We start from the raw sequence: 15,265 nt of genomic DNA on the forward strand, positions 1-15,265 counted from the left end.
CGCCGGCCGGGTCGTCGCGGGTGTCCTGGCCGCCGTCGGGTACGTCGTCCTGGTCGTGGTTCTGTCCGGGCTGAAGACCGACGCGGCGGCCACCCCGGTGACGTTCCTGTCGGTGATCGTCGCGGCCGCGGCGATCGCGCTGCTCGGCCCGTCGCTCGCCCGGTCCGCGACCTGGGTGACGGGCGGGATCGCACAGCGGATCTCCCCGGCCTCCGGATTCCTCGCCGCACGGAACACCCGTGCCGGCGCCCGGCGTGTCGCGGCCGTGGTCACCCCGTTGAGCCTGGCCGTGGCGATGGCCTCGACGATCCTGTTCACGCAGACGACGTCGAGTCACTCGGCGGGCGAGCAGGCCGCGTCCGGCACGCGCGCCCCCTACGTCCTCACCGCCTCGGAGCCCGGTGTCCCGACCGTGGCCGCACAGGCCGTGCGCGAGCGGGTGCCGGGGACGACGGTGACGGAGGTCGTCCGCACCACGGTGCGCATCGGGCAGGACAAGTTCCCCGCCCAGGGCGTGAGTTCACCGGGTCTGGCCCGGACCCTCGACCCGGAGGTCACCGCCGGCACGCTCGCCGCAATGGGCGACGGAACGGTGGCGCTCAGCGACTTGGCGGCCCGTACCCGGCACGCGCAGGTCGGCGACCACATCACCCTCACACTCGGCGACGGAGTCAAGAAGGACCTCGAGGTGGCCGCCGTCTACGAACGCGGGCTGGGCTTCGGCGATCTGCTGCTCCCGCACCGGTTGGTGGCGGCGCATGTCGACCAGCCGCTCTCCTCATCGGTCCTGGTGGCCGGGGCGCCGAGCCGGTCGGCGCTCACCACCGCGCTGCGCCCCTTCCCCACGGTCCATGTCCTGGACCGCACCGCCGTGGCAGCGGCACGCCGCACCCAGGAAGGCGCGCAGGCCCAGGTCAACTACATCGCGATGGGACTCGTGATCGCCTTCACCGCGATCGCCGTGGTCAACACCCTCGTGATGTCGACGTCCGCCCGGCGCCGCGAGCTCGCTCTCCTGCGCATGATCGGCACGACCGGCCGCCAACTGCGCGCGATGCTCCGCTGGGAGACGCTCACGGTCACCCTGCTCGCGATCGCTCTGGGAGCGGCGGTGGCCTGCGCGACCCTGACCGCGTACAGCCTGGGCATGACCGGCGCCGCGACACCGTACGCACCACTCGTGCCGTGTCTTGCCGTCATCGCGACAGCCGTGCTCCTGGCCTTCGTCTCGACGGCCCTGCCGGCCCGTGCCGCGCAACGAAGCGGGGCGGGGACGCCGACCGAGGTGGAGTGAGCGCGCGATCGGCGGCGGACCGGCCGTCCGAGCACCAGGGCCGGCTCCGGGTCCGGAGCGTTATGACGGCTCTGTGCTCCGGCCGTCCGCCGCCGGTCCCCGCCCGTGCTGCGCCCGGACGAGCACGTCGGCCGCGGCGGTCCGGTAGCAGAGCACCGACCGCCCCGCCCGGCGCCGCTGTGCCAGCCCCGCGTCGAGCAGCACCTTGAGATGCCGGCCCACGGAACCAAGCCGCTGCCAGCCAGCGAGCGCCGGCATCGCCATTGTTCCGTCAGGCGGCCCACTCCAGTCCGAGGCTGGCAAGTGCGGTGAGTCTGTCGCTGGTGAGCTTGGCGCGCCTGCTCCTGGTGCTCTCCGAGCATTGAACTGCCTGGAGAAGCGTCCTGGCCCCGCACGAGCGCCAAGGCCGGAGCCGGACTTACGCACCCTGCCCCGTCCGCCCATCCACGAGACCTCTAACATCGTGTGGCGTTTCGTCGTCGGACGCCGATGCGTGCCTGGCCGTGTCCGTCGCCCAACGCCCACGACGTCCGCCGCACAGCGATGGAGTCGGGTATCGAGCAGTCGAGGAGAGGAACGTTCATGCGCGCTCGGAGCATCGGCGCGGCCGCCGCAACAGCATTGGCGCTGGTGGCTGCCCGCGACCTCGTCCAGAAGAAGCACGCACTGCTCAGAAACTTCCCCGTGATCGGGCACGCCCGGTACCTGTTGGAGACGATCGGGCCGGAGCTGCGGCAGTACGTCGTGACGTCCAACGAGGAAGAGCGCCCGTTCAGCCGTGACCAGCGCACCTGGATCTATGCGTCGGCGAAGGAAGAGAACAACTACTTCGGGTTCGGAACCGACGTAGACGTCGAGCACGTGCAAGGGCACGCGTACGTGAAGCAGCGCACGTTCGCCGGCACGCTGCCCGATCTGCACGACCCGCAGGGCCCGCTGCCCTCGGCCAAGGTGCTGGGCGGCCCGCGCGGGCGTGCCAAGGCGTTCCGGCCGGCGAGCGTCGTGAACATCTCGGCGATGAGCTTCGGATCGCTGTCCGGCGCGGCCATCACGGCGCTCAACAAGGGCGCGGCACTGGCCGGCGCGATGCAGAACACGGGCGAGGGCGGCCTCTCGCAGTACCACCGAAACGGCGGTGACCTCGTTCTCCAGATCGGGACGTCGTACTTCGGTTGCCGCAACGAGGACGGCACCTTCAACCTCGACAAGCTCAAGGACGTGGTCGCCGGCGCCCCGGTCAAGGCGATAGAGATCAAGCTCTCCCAGGGCGCCAAGCCGGGGCTCGGTGGGATGCTGCCGGGCGCGAAGGTGACCCCCGAGATCGCCAGGATCCGCGGCATCCCGGCCGGCAAGGACTGCGCCTCCCCCTCTCGGCACACCGCGTTCCACGACGTCGACTCGATGCTCGACTTCGTGGAGCTGCTCGCTACCGAGACCGGTCTGCCGGTCGGGATCAAGAGCGCTGTGGGGGAGATGAGCTTCTGGCAGGAGCTGTCCACGCTGATGGCGCGTGGTGATCGCGGGGTCGACTTCGTGACCATCGACGGAGGCGAGGGCGGCACCGGGGCGGCTCCCCTGATCTTCACCGACTCGGTGTCGCTGCCGTTCCGGATGGGCTTCTCCCGCGTCTACAGCACGTTCGCCGAGCAGGGTCTGACCGACGACCTCACCTTCATCGGCTCCGGCAAGCTCGGCCTGCCCGAGAACGCCGCCGTCGCCTTCGCCCTGGGTGTCGACATGATCAACGTCGCCCGCGAGGCGATGCTGTCCATCGGCTGCATCCAGGCGCAGAAATGCCACACCGACAAGTGCCCCACCGGCATCGCCACCCAGGACCCGTGGCTGGTGCGCGGCGTCGACGCGCCCTCGAAGGCCACCCGGGCCGCTGTCTACCTGCGCACCCTGCGTAAGGAGCTGCTGAAGGTCTCGGGAGCCGTCGGCGTCGCCCACCCGGCACTCATCACCACCACCGACATCGAGATCATGAACGGCGACTACGACGCCCGCACCCTGGCGAGCGTCTACGGCTACAAGGACGGCTGGGGCGAACTCGGCCCGGAGCTCGCCCAGGAGATCACCGCACTGCTCACCACCAAACCGACTCCTCTCCAGAAGCCTGTCGGCTGACGTGTGACGAGTTGCCAGTGCCTGATCTGCGAGATCGGGCGGTGCGGGGCGGTCGGCCGGGCCGACTGCGAGCCACGGCCTGTGGCATTGCTTCGCCGGGCAACGCATGAGGGCGGCCGGGACAGTCCGGATCTGTCCGGCCTGGTCGGGAGCAGTCCCGAGGGCGGGACGTGCCGGGCCGGGGGATCAGAGGGCGCGTTGTGGCCGGGACATCGACGGGCCGGACAGTGCCGGACGGTCCCGGACTGTCCCGGGGTGCCGGGGATCTTGCTGGACAGGTCGGTGCCGAAAAGGCTTCCCTGCGGGCCGCCTCGTCGTGCGGTCCCTGGAGGAGGTTGTGATGACGCAGACAGCGTAGAAGTCCGTGAGCCGTAGGGTCCCGAAGACGTCCGCGGCTGTACGGGGAAGGCACGCGCGGCCCGTTCAGCCGAGAAAGGCGCTCTTCGCGACGACGAGATGGGCACGGGTGGTGCCGGCGCTGTGCGTGATGGGGATGGTGTCGGTTCTCCTGGGCGCGATCGTCGGTATACACGGCTCGCAGCCGCCTTCTCCCGTCTCGTCTTCGACGGGAGAAGTGCTGCATTCTGACGGCTCCTCATATACCGGCCGCGCCGCTGATCGTGCGGCCCCAGGAGCGATGTTCAGGGCGCGGGCCTGTGGACTGACAATGTCCGGAGATTCCTCCCCCGTCCCACGGGATGGGACGAACTGTGACGACGATCTGTAGGTTGCCCTTCCGATCGGTTTTCGGCCCCGCTGGGACTCGGGCCCGCTGTCTTTTGATGAAGTAGCGAGATCCTGGCTGGCGTCGCCCTCACTTTCTGCTTGAGGGCGACGCATAGCCGGCTTCAGACGACCAGAACCCGGCGCCCGCGCGTGTGACCGGCCTGGCTGTCGATGTGCGCCGCCGCGGCCTCGGCGAGCGTGTACGACTTCTCGACCGGGATGCGGAGCTTTCCTCGCGAGATGAGGCCGACGGCCTCGGCGAGCGCTTCCGGCACGCTCCCGGCCACGCCGGAGAATCGGACACCGCACTCCGGCGCATCGAGATCGGCGATGGAGATCACCTTCTGCGCATCCCCGGTCAGCTCGACGAGCTCGCGGATCACGCCCGAGCCGGCCAGGTCGAGAGCCGCGTCGACATGGCCGAGCTCCCGCACCCGCTCGACCCAGCCCTCGTCGTACGTCGTGGCGAGGGCACCCAAGCTCCGCAGGTAGTCCTGGTTCGCGGCCCCAGCCGTGCCGATCACCGTGATGCCGCGTTCACGGGCGATCTGCAGCACCGCCGATCCGACTCCCCCGGACGCACCGCTGACCAGCAGCGTCTGCCCGGACTGCACACCGACCGCGCGGATGACGCGCAGCGCGGTCTCCACCACGGAGGGATACCCGGCCGCCTCTTCGAACGTCAGCCCCTCGGGCATACGGGCCCAGGCCGACAGTACGGCGAACTCGGCATACGTGCTCGAACCTTCGCCGAACACGCGGTCGCCGACCTCGACCCCTTCGACGCCCTCACCGACCTCGTCCACCACCCCGGAGGCGTCCAGCCCGACTCCAGAGGGCAGCTCGATCGGATGGGCCCCCAGGACCTGGCCTTCACGGATCCTCCAGTCGACGGGGTTCACGCCCGCCGCCCGCACGGCGATGCGTATCCGGCCGGGGCCCGCGTGGGGCTCCTCGGCATCTATGAGTTGCAGGACGTCCGGACCGCCGAACTCGGCGAAGCTCACCTTCTTCATGCGGCAACCGTAACACTAACCGATAGTGTTTTGGACCTGTTATGAATTTGCACCTGATAGCGTGAGAGCATGACCATGCCGACCGGCCGCCGTGAGCGCAAGAAGGCCGTGACCCGCCAGAAGATCGCTGACGCCGCCCTGCGGCTCTTCCTGGAACGCGGGTACGACGCGGTAGGCATCCGTGACGTGGCTGCCGAGGCCGACGTGGCCGTCACCACGCTCTTCTCTCACTTCGCCTCGAAAGAGGCCCTGGTGTTCGAGCAGGACGACGACTTCGAGCAACGCCTCACGCGGGCGGTCACCGACCGGGCGCCGCACGAGCCGCTCGTCCCCGCGCTGCGCCGCGAGATCCAGGCCCTGGTGCTCCACTGCACGGCGGACAGCGCCGCCCCGATCTGGCGCATGATCGACGAATCACCTGCCCTGCGGGAGTACGAAGAGTCGATGAGACTGCGCCACGCGGAGTCGCTGGCAACGGCCATCGCCGCCGATCCCGACCTGTCACGGACCACAACGGCCTGCCGGGCGATCGCGAGGTTCGTGATCGACGCCTATTCGCTGGCCCGTGCGGCGGCCGACCCGAAGGCCGCGGTGGACGAGATCTTCCGGATGATCGAGGCGGCCTGGGAGGCCACCTGCCCCTCCGCGAACTCCACCGGCACGGCTGGACCGTAGTCAGAACTCGACCCCGCCCGGCGCCGTTTCACCGAACCTCAGCGGCAGAGCGGATCAGTGCGCGAACCGGCCTTGATCGTTCTGTACCGAGGGCCCTCATGGCCGCACAGCCCTGCCGGCGGTCCGGCTGCGGCCGACCCCATGAGCAGAACCGACCAAGGCCCTTCGGGGCCACCTACCGTCCGTCATCGGGGCCGACAAAACTTCTTCGCAAGCTGCTGACCACCGGCTAGTGCGGCCGGTCAGGGGCGCCTCGCCAACTACCTGTTACTGGCAAGCAGGTTCTTGACGCCTTGCTCCAGCCGCGACAGTGGAGTTCGTCGGCGACGGCGAACATGCCGACCGCGACAAGGCCACCGTCGCGCGGGAACCGCGCACGTCGTCGCCGCAGGGCCGTTCGACCGGGCTAGCCGCGCTCGGGTTCGTCGTGGATGGTCAATGCTCCGGCGAGGTCGAGGTCGGCGACAGTGCCGTGTGCCCCGGCCCGGACGAGCAGCACTGCGCCGAGCGCGGTGCTCCAGAACGTCCTGACCTCCATGTCGAGCGGTCGACGGGCCTTCCAGTCGCGACCGCCGATGAGCTGGCTCACGAAGCGCTCGGATTGCCGGAACAGCAACTGGAGGTGCCGGTCGACCACGGGGGCGAGTTCGGGCTTGGAGATCCCGGCGGCGAGTGCTCGCGCGACCGATGGGAGCGAGGGCATGGCCAGTACGGCGCGGGCGATGTTGCGCCGAAATGTCGCCGCATCGGGGGCTTGGCGGCCGATGCGCTCAATCCGTCGGGCGTCGTGCAGCAAGCCGAGAAAGGCGGCGTGCACGAGGAGCGAGTCCTTGGAGCCGAAGTAGTAGGTGACCTGATTGGGGAAGGCGCCTGCCGCGTTCGCGATCTCCGCGACGCTCACCTCGGCGCCGGGCCGCTCCTTGCAGAGCCGTGCAGTTGCCTCAATCAGCCGGCGCCTCGTCGCGCGACCGCGGTCACGCGACCGGGTCGACGTCGATCGAGCTTCGGTTCGCTGCTTTTCCACACTCAAATTGTATGTGATACAACAAGGTCTGTTCGCTTGTATCGCATACAAGAAAGGTTGACGGGCATGCACCGGACTGAAGTCGTCGTGACCGGACTCGGCGCGATCACACCACTGGGTGGAGACGTGGAGTCCACCTGGAAAGCCCTGCTTGCCGGCGAGTCGGGCATCCGCGGCGGCGTCCTGCGCGGCCACGAGGATGCCGGCCTTCCCGACACCGTCGCGGGGACGATGGCGATCGACCCCGCCGAGTCGCTGCTGCCGGTGCAGGCCAGGCGGCTCGACCGCTCGCAGCAGGCAGCCTTCACCGCGGCGGCCGAAGCCTGGGCCGATGCCGGTGCCCCGCGGGTGGACCCGGACCGGCTTGCATCAGCGATCGGCACGGGCATCGGGGGCGTACGGACGCTGCTCAAGGAAGACGACGTACTGGAGGCGGCCGGGACGCGGCGCGTCTCGCCACGCACGGTACCGATGCTCATGCCCAATGCGGCGGCGGCGCTGATCAGTATCGAATACGGTGCACGGGCCGGGGTCTACACGCCTGTTTCGGCGTGCTCTTCCGGTGCCGAGGCGATCGCCCTGGGGGCCAGGCTCATCCGTGCCGGCGAGGCGGACGTCGTCATCGCGGGCGGGACCGAGGCCGCGATCACCCCGATCACCGTCGCCGGCTTCGTCCAGGCACAAGCCTTGTCGCGGCACACCGCCGAACCCGCTTCAGCGTCAAGGCCGTTCGCCGCGGACCGCAGCGGATTCGTTCTCAGTGAAGGCGCCGCCGTCGTGGTGCTCGAAAGCGCTGAGCACGCCGGCGCCCGAGGCGCGCGCGTCCACGCGGTGCTCGCGGGAGCCGGCATCGCCGCCGACGCTCACCACATCACGGCACCCGCTCCCGACGGCTCCGGTCAGGTCTCCGCCATGCGGAAGGCCCTTGCGCAAGCCGGTTTGGCTCCCGAGCAGATCAGCCACATCAACGCCCACGCCACCGGAACTCCGGTCGGCGACGTCGCCGAGGCACACGCGATCGGGGAGGTCTTCGGCCGCGCCACCGTGACAGCCCCCAAGGCGGCACTCGGTCATCTCTTCGGCGCGGCCGGCGCGATCGAGGCGCTCATCGCCGTCCTCAGTGTGGAGCACGGCGTCATCCCGCCGACCCGCAACCTCACCGCGGCCGGCGTCGGGCCCGACATCGATCTCGATGTCGTCGCAGAGCGACGAGACGTCCCCCAGGAGGCCGTGCTCAGCAATTCCTTCGGCTTCGGCGGACAGAATGTCTCACTCATCGTCACCGGCGCACGGCACCACGCGTCCCGTACGGCATCGACGACACCATGACCCACGCGAACGCACCATTGTCCGTGGAGGGTCGCCGCCGGTTGATCGAACGTTGCAGGACTCGTCCGGTCGCGCATGTCGTCGCAGAGATGGGGACTTCCCGAGCAATGGCGTCGAAGTGGGTGAACCGGCACCGGCGACACGGCGAACTCGGGTTCAAAGCTCGACGCCGCACCATCAGCCGAGTGCGACACCGGTCGACGTGGCCACACGCATGGAGGAGATGCGGCGTGCCCGCAAGCGGTCGGGCACTCGCATTGCCCACGACCTCGCTGTCGACGGGATTTAGCTGCAGCGAAGGGAGGTCACGGCGCGGAAGGAAGGGCTGCGTGCGCACGACACGTCGCGTCTGTTGGGTTGGCGGCGTAAGTGCCTGTCGGCCGATCGGTGTCTGTACTGGCCAATGGCCTCTTGGGACGCCGGATCGGTGTGCGACAGATGTCGTGCAGGGCCGGATCCCGACGGCGGTGAGCCCCAGCAGCGCAGTGGTGCGAGCCGCCCGTTCGACGAAGGTCAGCTCTCTGGCAGGGGCCGGTCGTCGATGACGTTCTTCATGACGAGGGTGGACGTCAGGCGCTGAACCCCGGGCAGCCGGGCGAGCCGCTGGTCATACAGCTCCTGGAACGCGGCCAGGTCGGCTGTCGCGACCTGCAGGAGGTAGTCGGGTTCGCCGAAGAGGCGCTGCGCCTGGAGCACGTGGGGAACGGCGGCCACGGCCTCTTCGAAGGCCGTGACGGTGTCAGGACTCTCCCAGCGCAGGGTGGCGAAGACGAGCGCTTCGAAGTGCAGGCCGACGGCGGCCGGGTCGACCACGGCGCGGTAGCTACGGATCGCGCCTTCGCGTTCGAGGTCGCGCAGTCGACGGTGGCAGGGCGAGATGCTGAGCTTCACCCGCGCCGCCAGCTCGGTGATGGTCAGACGGCCATCCAATTGCAGCTCGGTAAGAATCTTCCGGTCCAGGGCGTCCATAGAGAAGATTCTCCCTCCCAGCACGCGATCGTGGAGTAAAGACGCAAACACTTTCGGGCAAATCCGGCCTAGCGTTCCCTCCACGGCGAGAAATGCGAGAGGGATCGATCAATGGATACGACGACGCTGGTGGCCTTCCTGGCAGTGGACCTGCTCCTGGTGTTCACCCCTGGCGCCGACTGGGCCTACGCGATCTCCGCCGGGCTGCGGGAACGCTCGGTCGTCCCGGCCGTCACAGGGCTGATCGCCGGCCACGCGGCCTACGCGCTGGTGGCCGTCGCGGGCCTGGCGGTGATCGTGGCAAGCTCACCGGCCGCACTCACCGCCCTGACCGTGGCGGGCGCCGGCTACCTGCTTTGGCTGGGCTGGGGCGTTCTGCGGCAGCCAGCCGTACCGGCGGCGGCCGCGGAGAGCTCAGGCGCCTCACGCGTGCAGGTCATGCTCAAAGGGGCCGGGATCAGCGGCCTCAACCCGAAGGCGCTGCTGCTGTACTTCGCGTTGTTCCCGCAGTTCATAGACTCCGCCGACGGCTGGCCGGTCGCCGCACAGACCGGGCTGCTCAGCACGATGCACCTGGCCGCGTGCACCGTCGTCTACCTCGCCGTTGGCGTCCTGGCCCGCACGGTCCTCAAAACCCGGCCCTCGGCCGCCCGGATCGTCACTCGTGTCAGCGGTGCCATGATGATCGCCATCGGCGCCTTCCTGCTGGTGGAACGCCTGGCCGGCTGAGGGACCCGTCCCGCTCCATCCCACACGGCCCGAAGGAGAGCACGTGGAAGACCAGACGTGGCAGGAACAGGCCAGCCCCGCGGTCCACAAGCGCGTCCAGGACAGCTTCGACCGCCAAGGGCTCATGGCCCACCTCGGAGCGCGCCTCGCCCACATCGGCCACGGCAGGGTGCACATCGGGCTCCCGGCTTCCCCCGAGGTGACTCAGCAGCACGGCTACGTCCACGCCGGCGCCACCAGCGCCATCGCGGACACCGCCGGCGGCTACGCGGTACTCACACTGTTCGACAAGGCATCCGAGGTCCTCACCGTCGAGTACAAGATCAACCTCCTCGCGCCCGCCGCGGGCGACCACCTCGAAGCGATCGGTACCGTCCTGAAGCCCGGGCGCACCCTGACCGTGTGCCGGCTGGAGGTGTACGGAGTCCAGAGCGACGGCGCCCGGAAGCTCGTCGCCAACGGCCAGCAGACCCTGATTCGGGTGGACAGGACCCCCGGGTAGGCAGGTCAGCGGGGTCGGTGAGGGCGGCTGTTGAGCTGGTTCATCAACTCGCGGTTGGTGGCCCGAGCGGGCCACCAGGTCCTCGTCGCGTTCACCGAGCTGCGCGGCAAGATCGGCGACCTGCTGTTCGAGATGGGCGATCCTCTCCTGAAGGGCGTCGATGTCGGTGAGGGCTCCGAGCCCGGTGGCGCGCCAGGCGTCCTGGCCGAGAGCGTGGGACAGCCGTCGTTCGAGTCGGACAATGTGCTGGGCCTGGCGGGTGCTGCGGTCGGTGAGGTTGGCGAGGTCGGCCAGAAGCGACCGCTGGCTGACCATGGGGCCCGTGGAGCCCTCCTGCGGTTGCGCTGCACGGGCCGGCGCGACATCACTGCGATGCTCAAAGACCAGACCAGTGCCTGCAAGGCAGCGCGCGACGCCATCGCCGCCGGCGGCGAGGTCATGCTCTACGACGGACAGCCGCCACAGTGGATGGTCCTTGGCATCGCTGCGACAAGGCTGAGGCGGTCGTTGAAGATCGGCCTGACGACGCTCGGCCTTGAGGAGACCGTTGAGATCCTCCGCGCTCGGCACCGCGATGAGCAACTGCGTACCGGCAACATCGTCGCAGCAAACCGATCTTGGTTCTTCACCCTGTACTTCGACGCCGCCGGGGCCGAGCTCCTGGCGTGCAGCGGCGTCAAGAACGAGCGTCCCTCGCGGAGGGACGGTCAGAAGCTCCAGCTGTAGAGGCCGCCACCCGTATTCACCGCAGAGGCTGCGAGGCGGGCAACGCCTTGCAGGACTGCCAGCAGGTCGTCGTCGGTCATGTCGTCTCCGTCCTCGGATCGGAGGCGCGTGGTCCAGCGGCCTGCGAGTTCTTCGAGTTCGGCGGAGCTCGCGTTGGCCAGTGCTCGGGTCAGTCGCTTCGGCAGAGCGAACACCTCAACGCCATCGTTCAAGGGGGCGGTGACCCACTCCGGCCACGCCCACCCAAGAAGCCGCTCGACCGGCGGGGCCTCGGCCGAAGGCTCCTGGAAGTACATGTCCCACTCGGCGATGGCACTGTCCGGCTCAATGAAACGGCAGGTCACAGACTCAAAGGCTGCACCAGGTCCCCGTGGGCGCGCCGCAGCTGCAGCTTCGTCGTCGGGGGCAAGGAAGAACACTATGTCGTGGGCCATACGAGCATGATGACAGCCCGCCTTACTGACATGGGTGGCTGACATCGCGGTCCCGTGACCTCTGTCTCGACCAGTCACAGGCGGCTGAAATCCCGATCTGGACTGCACGCGCTCCTGCCACACCCATCGGGAGAGCAGCTCAGCCTGATCCGACCCACCCCACCCCGCCCCGCACCCGTCCTACCCGGAAGGTCACTATGAGTTGGGACGTTCTTCTCATGCGTCTACCCGCCGACGTCACCTCTGTGCACGAGATCCCCGCCGACTACACCCCGGACCCACTCGGCCGGCGCGACGACGTACGCACAGCTGTCACTCAGGCTTGCCCCGAAGCTGACCTCTCGGACCCAGCCCGGGGCGAGCTTTCCGGCCCGACTTGGTCCGTCGAACTCAACATCGGGTCGGAAGATCCGGTGGACTCGATCATGCTCCACATCCGGGGCTCCGGCGGCGACGTGCTGACGGACGTCTTCCGCCTTGCCAAGGCTCTGCGGTGCAAAGTGCTCGACTGTGCGAATGGGGACCTGATAACCCCTGGGCATACGTCAGGCTGGGAGGAATTCCAGGAGTACCGGGATCGAGCGCTCGGACCCTCTCAGTGATACCCCCTGGTCGCAGCACTGGCATCCGGCCCATGCATCCTGAATCCCGATCGAGCCTTGATGGCCTGCTCCCGCCCGGTCGGATGGTCACATCCGATGAAGGCGACGGAGATCGACAGCCCTTGTGGCTCAGTGACGTGCCAGCCGCGCCTGGGCTGTGGACGCGGATGTACACCGAACACGCACGTTCTGGCTTGTGGCCGCTGCTCCTCGACGCTCTGGACCCGAACGATGGCGAGTTCCGTCCTTGGGGGTCCGGGGAGGTCTTTCCTGAGCAGATGTCCTCCCCGGCAAGCCATGATCCTGCCGGCCTCCTCGCACAGTGGTGGGCGACCTACACGGCCGTCGATGACGACGACGACATGCTCGACGTCAAAAGGCGCCTCGCTGTTACGGCCCCCTTCGGACAGGTATGGCCCGGCCTTGCGGCCGGCCGGGAAACGGTAACGAACCCTGAGCAACTGGCCTCAGAGTTCGCGGAGGCGTTCCTCACCGACTGCCCGCGGACACGTCTTGGACTGGTTGCCGCTCCGTCCGGTGCCGAAGCGCTGACAGCCGTGGGCTGGGCTGGCCCCTGCAACTACGAAAACGACACCGCGAAATTCTCTGCAGTCGTCCGGGATTGGGAAAACCGATTCGGAGCCCGTGTCGTCGCGGTCGGGTTTTCCACGTTGCACCTCAGCGTCGCCGCGCCACCGTTGAGCGAGCATGAGGCTCTGCTGGTTGCAGCCGAGCACTTTGCGTTCTGCCCTGACAACATCTGGCAGGGCAGCAGACCGTACACACTGGCCGCGTATGCCGAGCGGATCACTGGCGCCCACCGCTGGGATTTCTGGTGGGACTGAGCCGGCACTCGCTGGGCGACAGCTCGCTGGCGCACCTGATTGGTGGCGACGGAGTCGGTCATCGGGGGCGGCGGGGCAGCAGGGTGACAGCGCGGGCATCGTGAAGGGCGGCGCGCAGGAGGCCGTCGTCGATGCTCAGGCGTTGGATGGCGGCGATGGCGAGTTCGAGCTGTGCGGCGAGGTCGCAGTTGTCCCGTCGCAGCCGGGCGTTGTTGGCCTGGACTTTGCTGCGGGCGTCGGCTGCGGTCGTGCCGCTTGCCGTGCGCGCGATGGCGGCGAGCTCGGCACAGATGTCTGGGTAGTTGCGGCGGAAGGTGGTGTTGGCGAGGCCGAGGCGGGTGGCGAGGGCCAGCAGGCTCGGGTGTCGGCCGGTCTCGGAGGCCAGGCTGTCGATGGCGGCGTGGACGTCGGTGCGGCTCGGCAGTGGGTGGCGGACTTCAGCGATCGTGCCGCCGTCGACGGCAAGGTACTCAGTCACGACATCTCCCAGGCATGGCTAACACTCTTAGCTAAGAGCTAATCCCAATAGCCAAACCTGTCAACGCAGCCGCCGCTACGGCCCCTGGTACCGGCTCCAGGCCAGTGACCAGCGACAACGCCCCGTTGATCAAGTCCCCGACCACCTTGGGGTCCGGGCCGGCGGTGCGTGCCCATGGGCTCGCTGGTTTCAGCTGACTCAAAGCCGCCTCGCGAGGCGGGCGCAGGTGTCGATGGCGCGTTCGGCCTTCGCGTGGCGATGCCCCGTTCCTGCCCACAGGTGGTTCAGTCGTGTGTCACCGGCAGCGGCGGCGGGAGACCGCCTCGCCACAACAATCCTCGAACGTCAGTTGGAGTACTACGTTGTACTTCGACGATCAAGGAGGAGACATGAAACCCTGCGCGGAGTGCGGTGCGTCCATGGACTCGCGATCCTGTGACGACCTGTTCCAAGCCTTGCTCGCGCTGGACCACGCACGGCAGGCACCATGGGGGCCGTTGCACGGCGTCTCAGTCTCTTGCTTCTTGTTCCAGCACCCCAGTCGGCTTCCCGCCGACGATGGTGCGATGGCTTGGGCGCTCCTGCACGCATATCTCGAAGGCGGCCTCGATGCAGTGAACCAGCTTGCCGGCCAGGCTCGTCGTGGCAACTCCCATCGCGTGAAGAGCATGCCTTCACGGGTCGTCCGCGACGCGGCGCTGCCGCGCCGGGACGCGCCGCCATCCCGTTTCTCTGTCACGATCGAAGATGTCGCTGTCGACGGGACGTTCCCCGCGGAAAAGTTTGCGGAACGCGTCAACGCTTGGGCTGCCGCCACGGTCGACGCATGGAGCCGCAGCACGTGACCGGAAGACCGTGGGCCCGCCGAAGAGCGGGCCCGCAGCATGTATGAGTTTTGCTGCGGCAGGACCGGAAGGGCAGGACGGGCGTGACGATCGAACCAGTGACCGAACTCGGGAGCGGGGGCGCGTTGCGTGTGCCGCGCGCCCGGGTGGTGCCCCTGTCCGCCCCTCCGGCTTCGTACACCGCGGCGGTCGAGCGCTACCTCACCGGCGCGGGCATCGCGAAGTCCTCCGCGCGGATCTACCGGATCTCGCTGACGACGGGGGGATGCTCGCCGGCGAACCGGCGCCGAACTGCTCGTCTCCGACGGCCGCGCCCGCACCAGCCCGATCGACGGCTTCCACGAGGCGGCCTGGTCGGACGGCAGCACAGGCCCCTGGCACGACCGCCTCCAGCCCCGCGAGCTTTCGAACTCACCAAGGACGTCGCCGCGTTCGCGAACGCCGGCGGCGGTCTGCTCGTGTGCGGCTTCAAGGCCAATAAGCGCCCGAGCAAGTTCTACGAGGTCGCGCAGAAGGTAACGCCCTTCGAGAAGAAGGTGGTGAACACCGACTTCTGCAAGGACGTCCTCACGGAGTACGTACGCCCGCTGCTCAAGGTCAAGTTCTTCTGGTTCGACCACCCCGAGGACGACTCGGAGAAGCCTGTGATCTGGCGAGTCGAGCATGGGGCGGGCAGCGTGTAAGGCAGCACAAGATCGTCCAGCCCGCAGGCATGGGACCACACGGTTCCTGCCTCAACTCTCTGTTGTCGCCCCAGCAGGCAAGGAGACGGAGCGTCTGCAGGGGCGCGCCCGCGGTCCAAGCGTTTTGCGCTGCCGAGCTCGCGTCAGCGGGAGGGTTGTGAGCTGCTGTCGGTTTGCTGAGCCGAAGTGAGTGGTGGTGTGCGGGAGTGAGTCCTGTCCGTGGGCCTGTGGGGGTGGGAACGGTGGTTCTGGGGCCGAATG

Annotated in this window: 15 protein-coding genes and 2 pseudogenes; 11 read left to right on the forward strand and 6 right to left on the reverse strand. The window is 68.5% G+C overall.

Features of this window, described 5'->3' with window-relative positions:
• Positions 1-1,294: ABC transporter permease (locus GA0115254_RS19935; RefSeq protein WP_141720871.1), on the forward strand; the 1,294-nt coding region annotated here is incomplete at its 5' end.
• A gap of 60 nt (positions 1,295-1,354) precedes the next feature.
• On the opposite strand, the pseudogene GA0115254_RS19940 reads toward GA0115254_RS19935, so the two are convergent.
• Positions 1,355-1,546, reverse strand: a pseudogene (locus GA0115254_RS19940) (transcriptional regulator); the annotation flags it as partial.
• A 330-nt stretch (positions 1,547-1,876) separates the two neighbouring features.
• On the opposite strand from GA0115254_RS19940, the gene GA0115254_RS19945 reads away from it, so the two are divergent.
• Positions 1,877-3,421 carry an FMN-binding glutamate synthase family protein gene (locus GA0115254_RS19945; RefSeq protein ID WP_093896640.1) on the forward strand — a complete coding sequence of 515 codons (1,545 nt, stop codon included), beginning with the start codon at positions 1,877-1,879 and terminating at the stop codon, positions 3,419-3,421.
• An 848-nt stretch (positions 3,422-4,269) separates the two neighbouring features.
• Here the strand turns inward: GA0115254_RS19945 and GA0115254_RS19950 are convergent.
• The gene (locus GA0115254_RS19950; protein WP_093896641.1) at positions 4,270-5,163 is read right to left on the reverse strand and encodes an NADP-dependent oxidoreductase; all 894 of its coding nucleotides are present in this window, start codon (positions 5,161-5,163) and stop codon (positions 4,270-4,272) included.
• A 69-nt stretch (positions 5,164-5,232) separates the two neighbouring features.
• Here GA0115254_RS19950 and GA0115254_RS19955 point away from each other — a divergent pair, with 69 nt between their 5' ends.
• Entirely contained in the window at positions 5,233-5,838 is a 606-nt protein-coding gene (locus tag GA0115254_RS19955; protein WP_093896642.1) for a TetR/AcrR family transcriptional regulator, read from the forward strand.
• Between the two features lie 406 nt (positions 5,839-6,244).
• On the opposite strand, the gene GA0115254_RS19960 is transcribed toward GA0115254_RS19955, so the two are convergent.
• Positions 6,245-6,862, reverse strand: coding sequence for a TetR/AcrR family transcriptional regulator C-terminal domain-containing protein (locus GA0115254_RS19960; RefSeq protein ID WP_093896643.1), 618 nt, complete (start codon positions 6,860-6,862; stop codon positions 6,245-6,247).
• Between the two features lie 66 nt (positions 6,863-6,928).
• Between GA0115254_RS19960 and GA0115254_RS19965 the strand changes: the two genes are divergently transcribed.
• Complete coding sequence (locus GA0115254_RS19965; protein ID WP_093896644.1) at positions 6,929-8,191, forward strand: beta-ketoacyl-[acyl-carrier-protein] synthase family protein; 1,263 nt, start codon at positions 6,929-6,931, stop codon at positions 8,189-8,191.
• Positions 8,188-8,477: pseudogene (locus tag GA0115254_RS46260) on the forward strand (IS481 family transposase); the annotation flags it as partial. The gene GA0115254_RS19965 and the pseudogene GA0115254_RS46260, both read left to right, overlap by 4 nt.
• Positions 8,478-8,704: 227 nt before the next feature.
• On the opposite strand, the gene GA0115254_RS19970 reads toward GA0115254_RS46260, so the two are convergent.
• On the reverse strand, positions 8,705-9,160 hold the full coding sequence (locus GA0115254_RS19970; RefSeq protein ID WP_093896645.1) for an Lrp/AsnC family transcriptional regulator: 456 nt from the start codon (positions 9,158-9,160) through the stop codon (positions 8,705-8,707).
• Positions 9,161-9,271: 111 nt separating this feature from the next.
• Here GA0115254_RS19970 and GA0115254_RS19975 point away from each other — a divergent pair, with 111 nt between their 5' ends.
• The 3 genes from GA0115254_RS19975 to GA0115254_RS46265 are packed head-to-tail and all read left to right on the forward strand — an operon-like array spanning position 9,272 to position 11,117.
• Positions 9,272-9,889, forward strand: a complete 618-nt coding sequence (locus GA0115254_RS19975) for a LysE family translocator (protein WP_093896646.1) — start codon at positions 9,272-9,274, stop codon at positions 9,887-9,889.
• Between the two features lie 43 nt (positions 9,890-9,932).
• On the forward strand, positions 9,933-10,391 hold the full coding sequence (locus GA0115254_RS19980; protein ID WP_093896647.1) for a PaaI family thioesterase: 459 nt from the start codon (positions 9,933-9,935) through the stop codon (positions 10,389-10,391).
• Between the two features lie 30 nt (positions 10,392-10,421).
• Positions 10,422-11,117 carry a hypothetical protein gene (locus GA0115254_RS46265; RefSeq protein WP_256102693.1) on the forward strand — a complete coding sequence of 232 codons (696 nt, stop codon included), beginning with the start codon at positions 10,422-10,424 and terminating at the stop codon, positions 11,115-11,117.
• On the opposite strand, the gene GA0115254_RS19995 is transcribed toward GA0115254_RS46265, so the two are convergent.
• A complete protein-coding gene (locus tag GA0115254_RS19995) occupies positions 11,099-11,551 on the reverse strand; it encodes a hypothetical protein (protein WP_141720872.1) in 453 nt (150 codons plus the stop codon). The two genes, GA0115254_RS46265 and GA0115254_RS19995, sit on opposite strands and share 19 nt — an antisense overlap.
• Before the next feature lie 769 nt (positions 11,552-12,320).
• On the opposite strand from GA0115254_RS19995, the gene GA0115254_RS20005 reads away from it, so the two are divergent.
• Positions 12,321-12,998 carry a DUF4253 domain-containing protein gene (locus GA0115254_RS20005; RefSeq protein ID WP_256102694.1) on the forward strand — a complete coding sequence of 226 codons (678 nt, stop codon included), beginning with the start codon at positions 12,321-12,323 and terminating at the stop codon, positions 12,996-12,998.
• A gap of 58 nt (positions 12,999-13,056) precedes the next feature.
• On the opposite strand, the gene GA0115254_RS20010 is transcribed toward GA0115254_RS20005, so the two are convergent.
• A complete protein-coding gene (locus tag GA0115254_RS20010) occupies positions 13,057-13,476 on the reverse strand; it encodes a hypothetical protein (protein WP_093896651.1) in 420 nt (139 codons plus the stop codon).
• 389 nt (positions 13,477-13,865) lie between these two features.
• Here GA0115254_RS20010 and GA0115254_RS20015 point away from each other — a divergent pair, with 389 nt between their 5' ends.
• Both GA0115254_RS20015 and GA0115254_RS46270 read left to right on the forward strand, forming a co-directional pair.
• Complete coding sequence (locus GA0115254_RS20015) at positions 13,866-14,321, forward strand: DUF5946 family protein (protein ID WP_093896652.1); 456 nt, start codon at positions 13,866-13,868, stop codon at positions 14,319-14,321.
• A gap of 83 nt (positions 14,322-14,404) precedes the next feature.
• The gene (locus tag GA0115254_RS46270) at positions 14,405-15,004 is read left to right on the forward strand and encodes a hypothetical protein (protein WP_256102695.1); all 600 of its coding nucleotides are present in this window, start codon (positions 14,405-14,407) and stop codon (positions 15,002-15,004) included.
• Positions 15,005-15,265 lie beyond the last annotated feature (261 nt).

Source organism: Streptomyces sp. Ncost-T10-10d (assembly GCF_900091955.1).
In the GTDB taxonomy this organism is placed as follows: Bacteria; Actinomycetota; Actinomycetes; order Streptomycetales; family Streptomycetaceae; genus Streptomyces.

Excerpts from the sequence above, each read along its gene's own strand:
- GA0115254_RS19945 (WP_093896640.1), top strand. The coding sequence starts at position 1,877 with ATGCGCGCTCGGAGCATCGGCGCGGCCGCCGCAACAGCATTGGCGCTG.
- GA0115254_RS19950 (WP_093896641.1), bottom strand. The coding sequence starts at position 5,163 with ATGAAGAAGGTGAGCTTCGCCGAGTTCGGCGGTCCGGACGTCCTGCAA.
- GA0115254_RS19955 (WP_093896642.1), top strand. The coding sequence starts at position 5,233 with ATGACCATGCCGACCGGCCGCCGTGAGCGCAAGAAGGCCGTGACCCGC.
- GA0115254_RS19965 (WP_093896644.1), top strand. The coding sequence starts at position 6,929 with ATGCACCGGACTGAAGTCGTCGTGACCGGACTCGGCGCGATCACACCA.
- GA0115254_RS19970 (WP_093896645.1), bottom strand. The coding sequence starts at position 9,160 with ATGGACGCCCTGGACCGGAAGATTCTTACCGAGCTGCAATTGGATGGC.
- GA0115254_RS19975 (WP_093896646.1), top strand. The coding sequence starts at position 9,272 with ATGGATACGACGACGCTGGTGGCCTTCCTGGCAGTGGACCTGCTCCTG.
- GA0115254_RS19995 (WP_141720872.1), bottom strand. The coding sequence starts at position 11,551 with ATGGCCCACGACATAGTGTTCTTCCTTGCCCCCGACGACGAAGCTGCA.
- GA0115254_RS20005 (WP_256102694.1), top strand. The coding sequence starts at position 12,321 with ATGTACACCGAACACGCACGTTCTGGCTTGTGGCCGCTGCTCCTCGAC.
- GA0115254_RS20015 (WP_093896652.1), top strand. The coding sequence starts at position 13,866 with ATGAAACCCTGCGCGGAGTGCGGTGCGTCCATGGACTCGCGATCCTGT.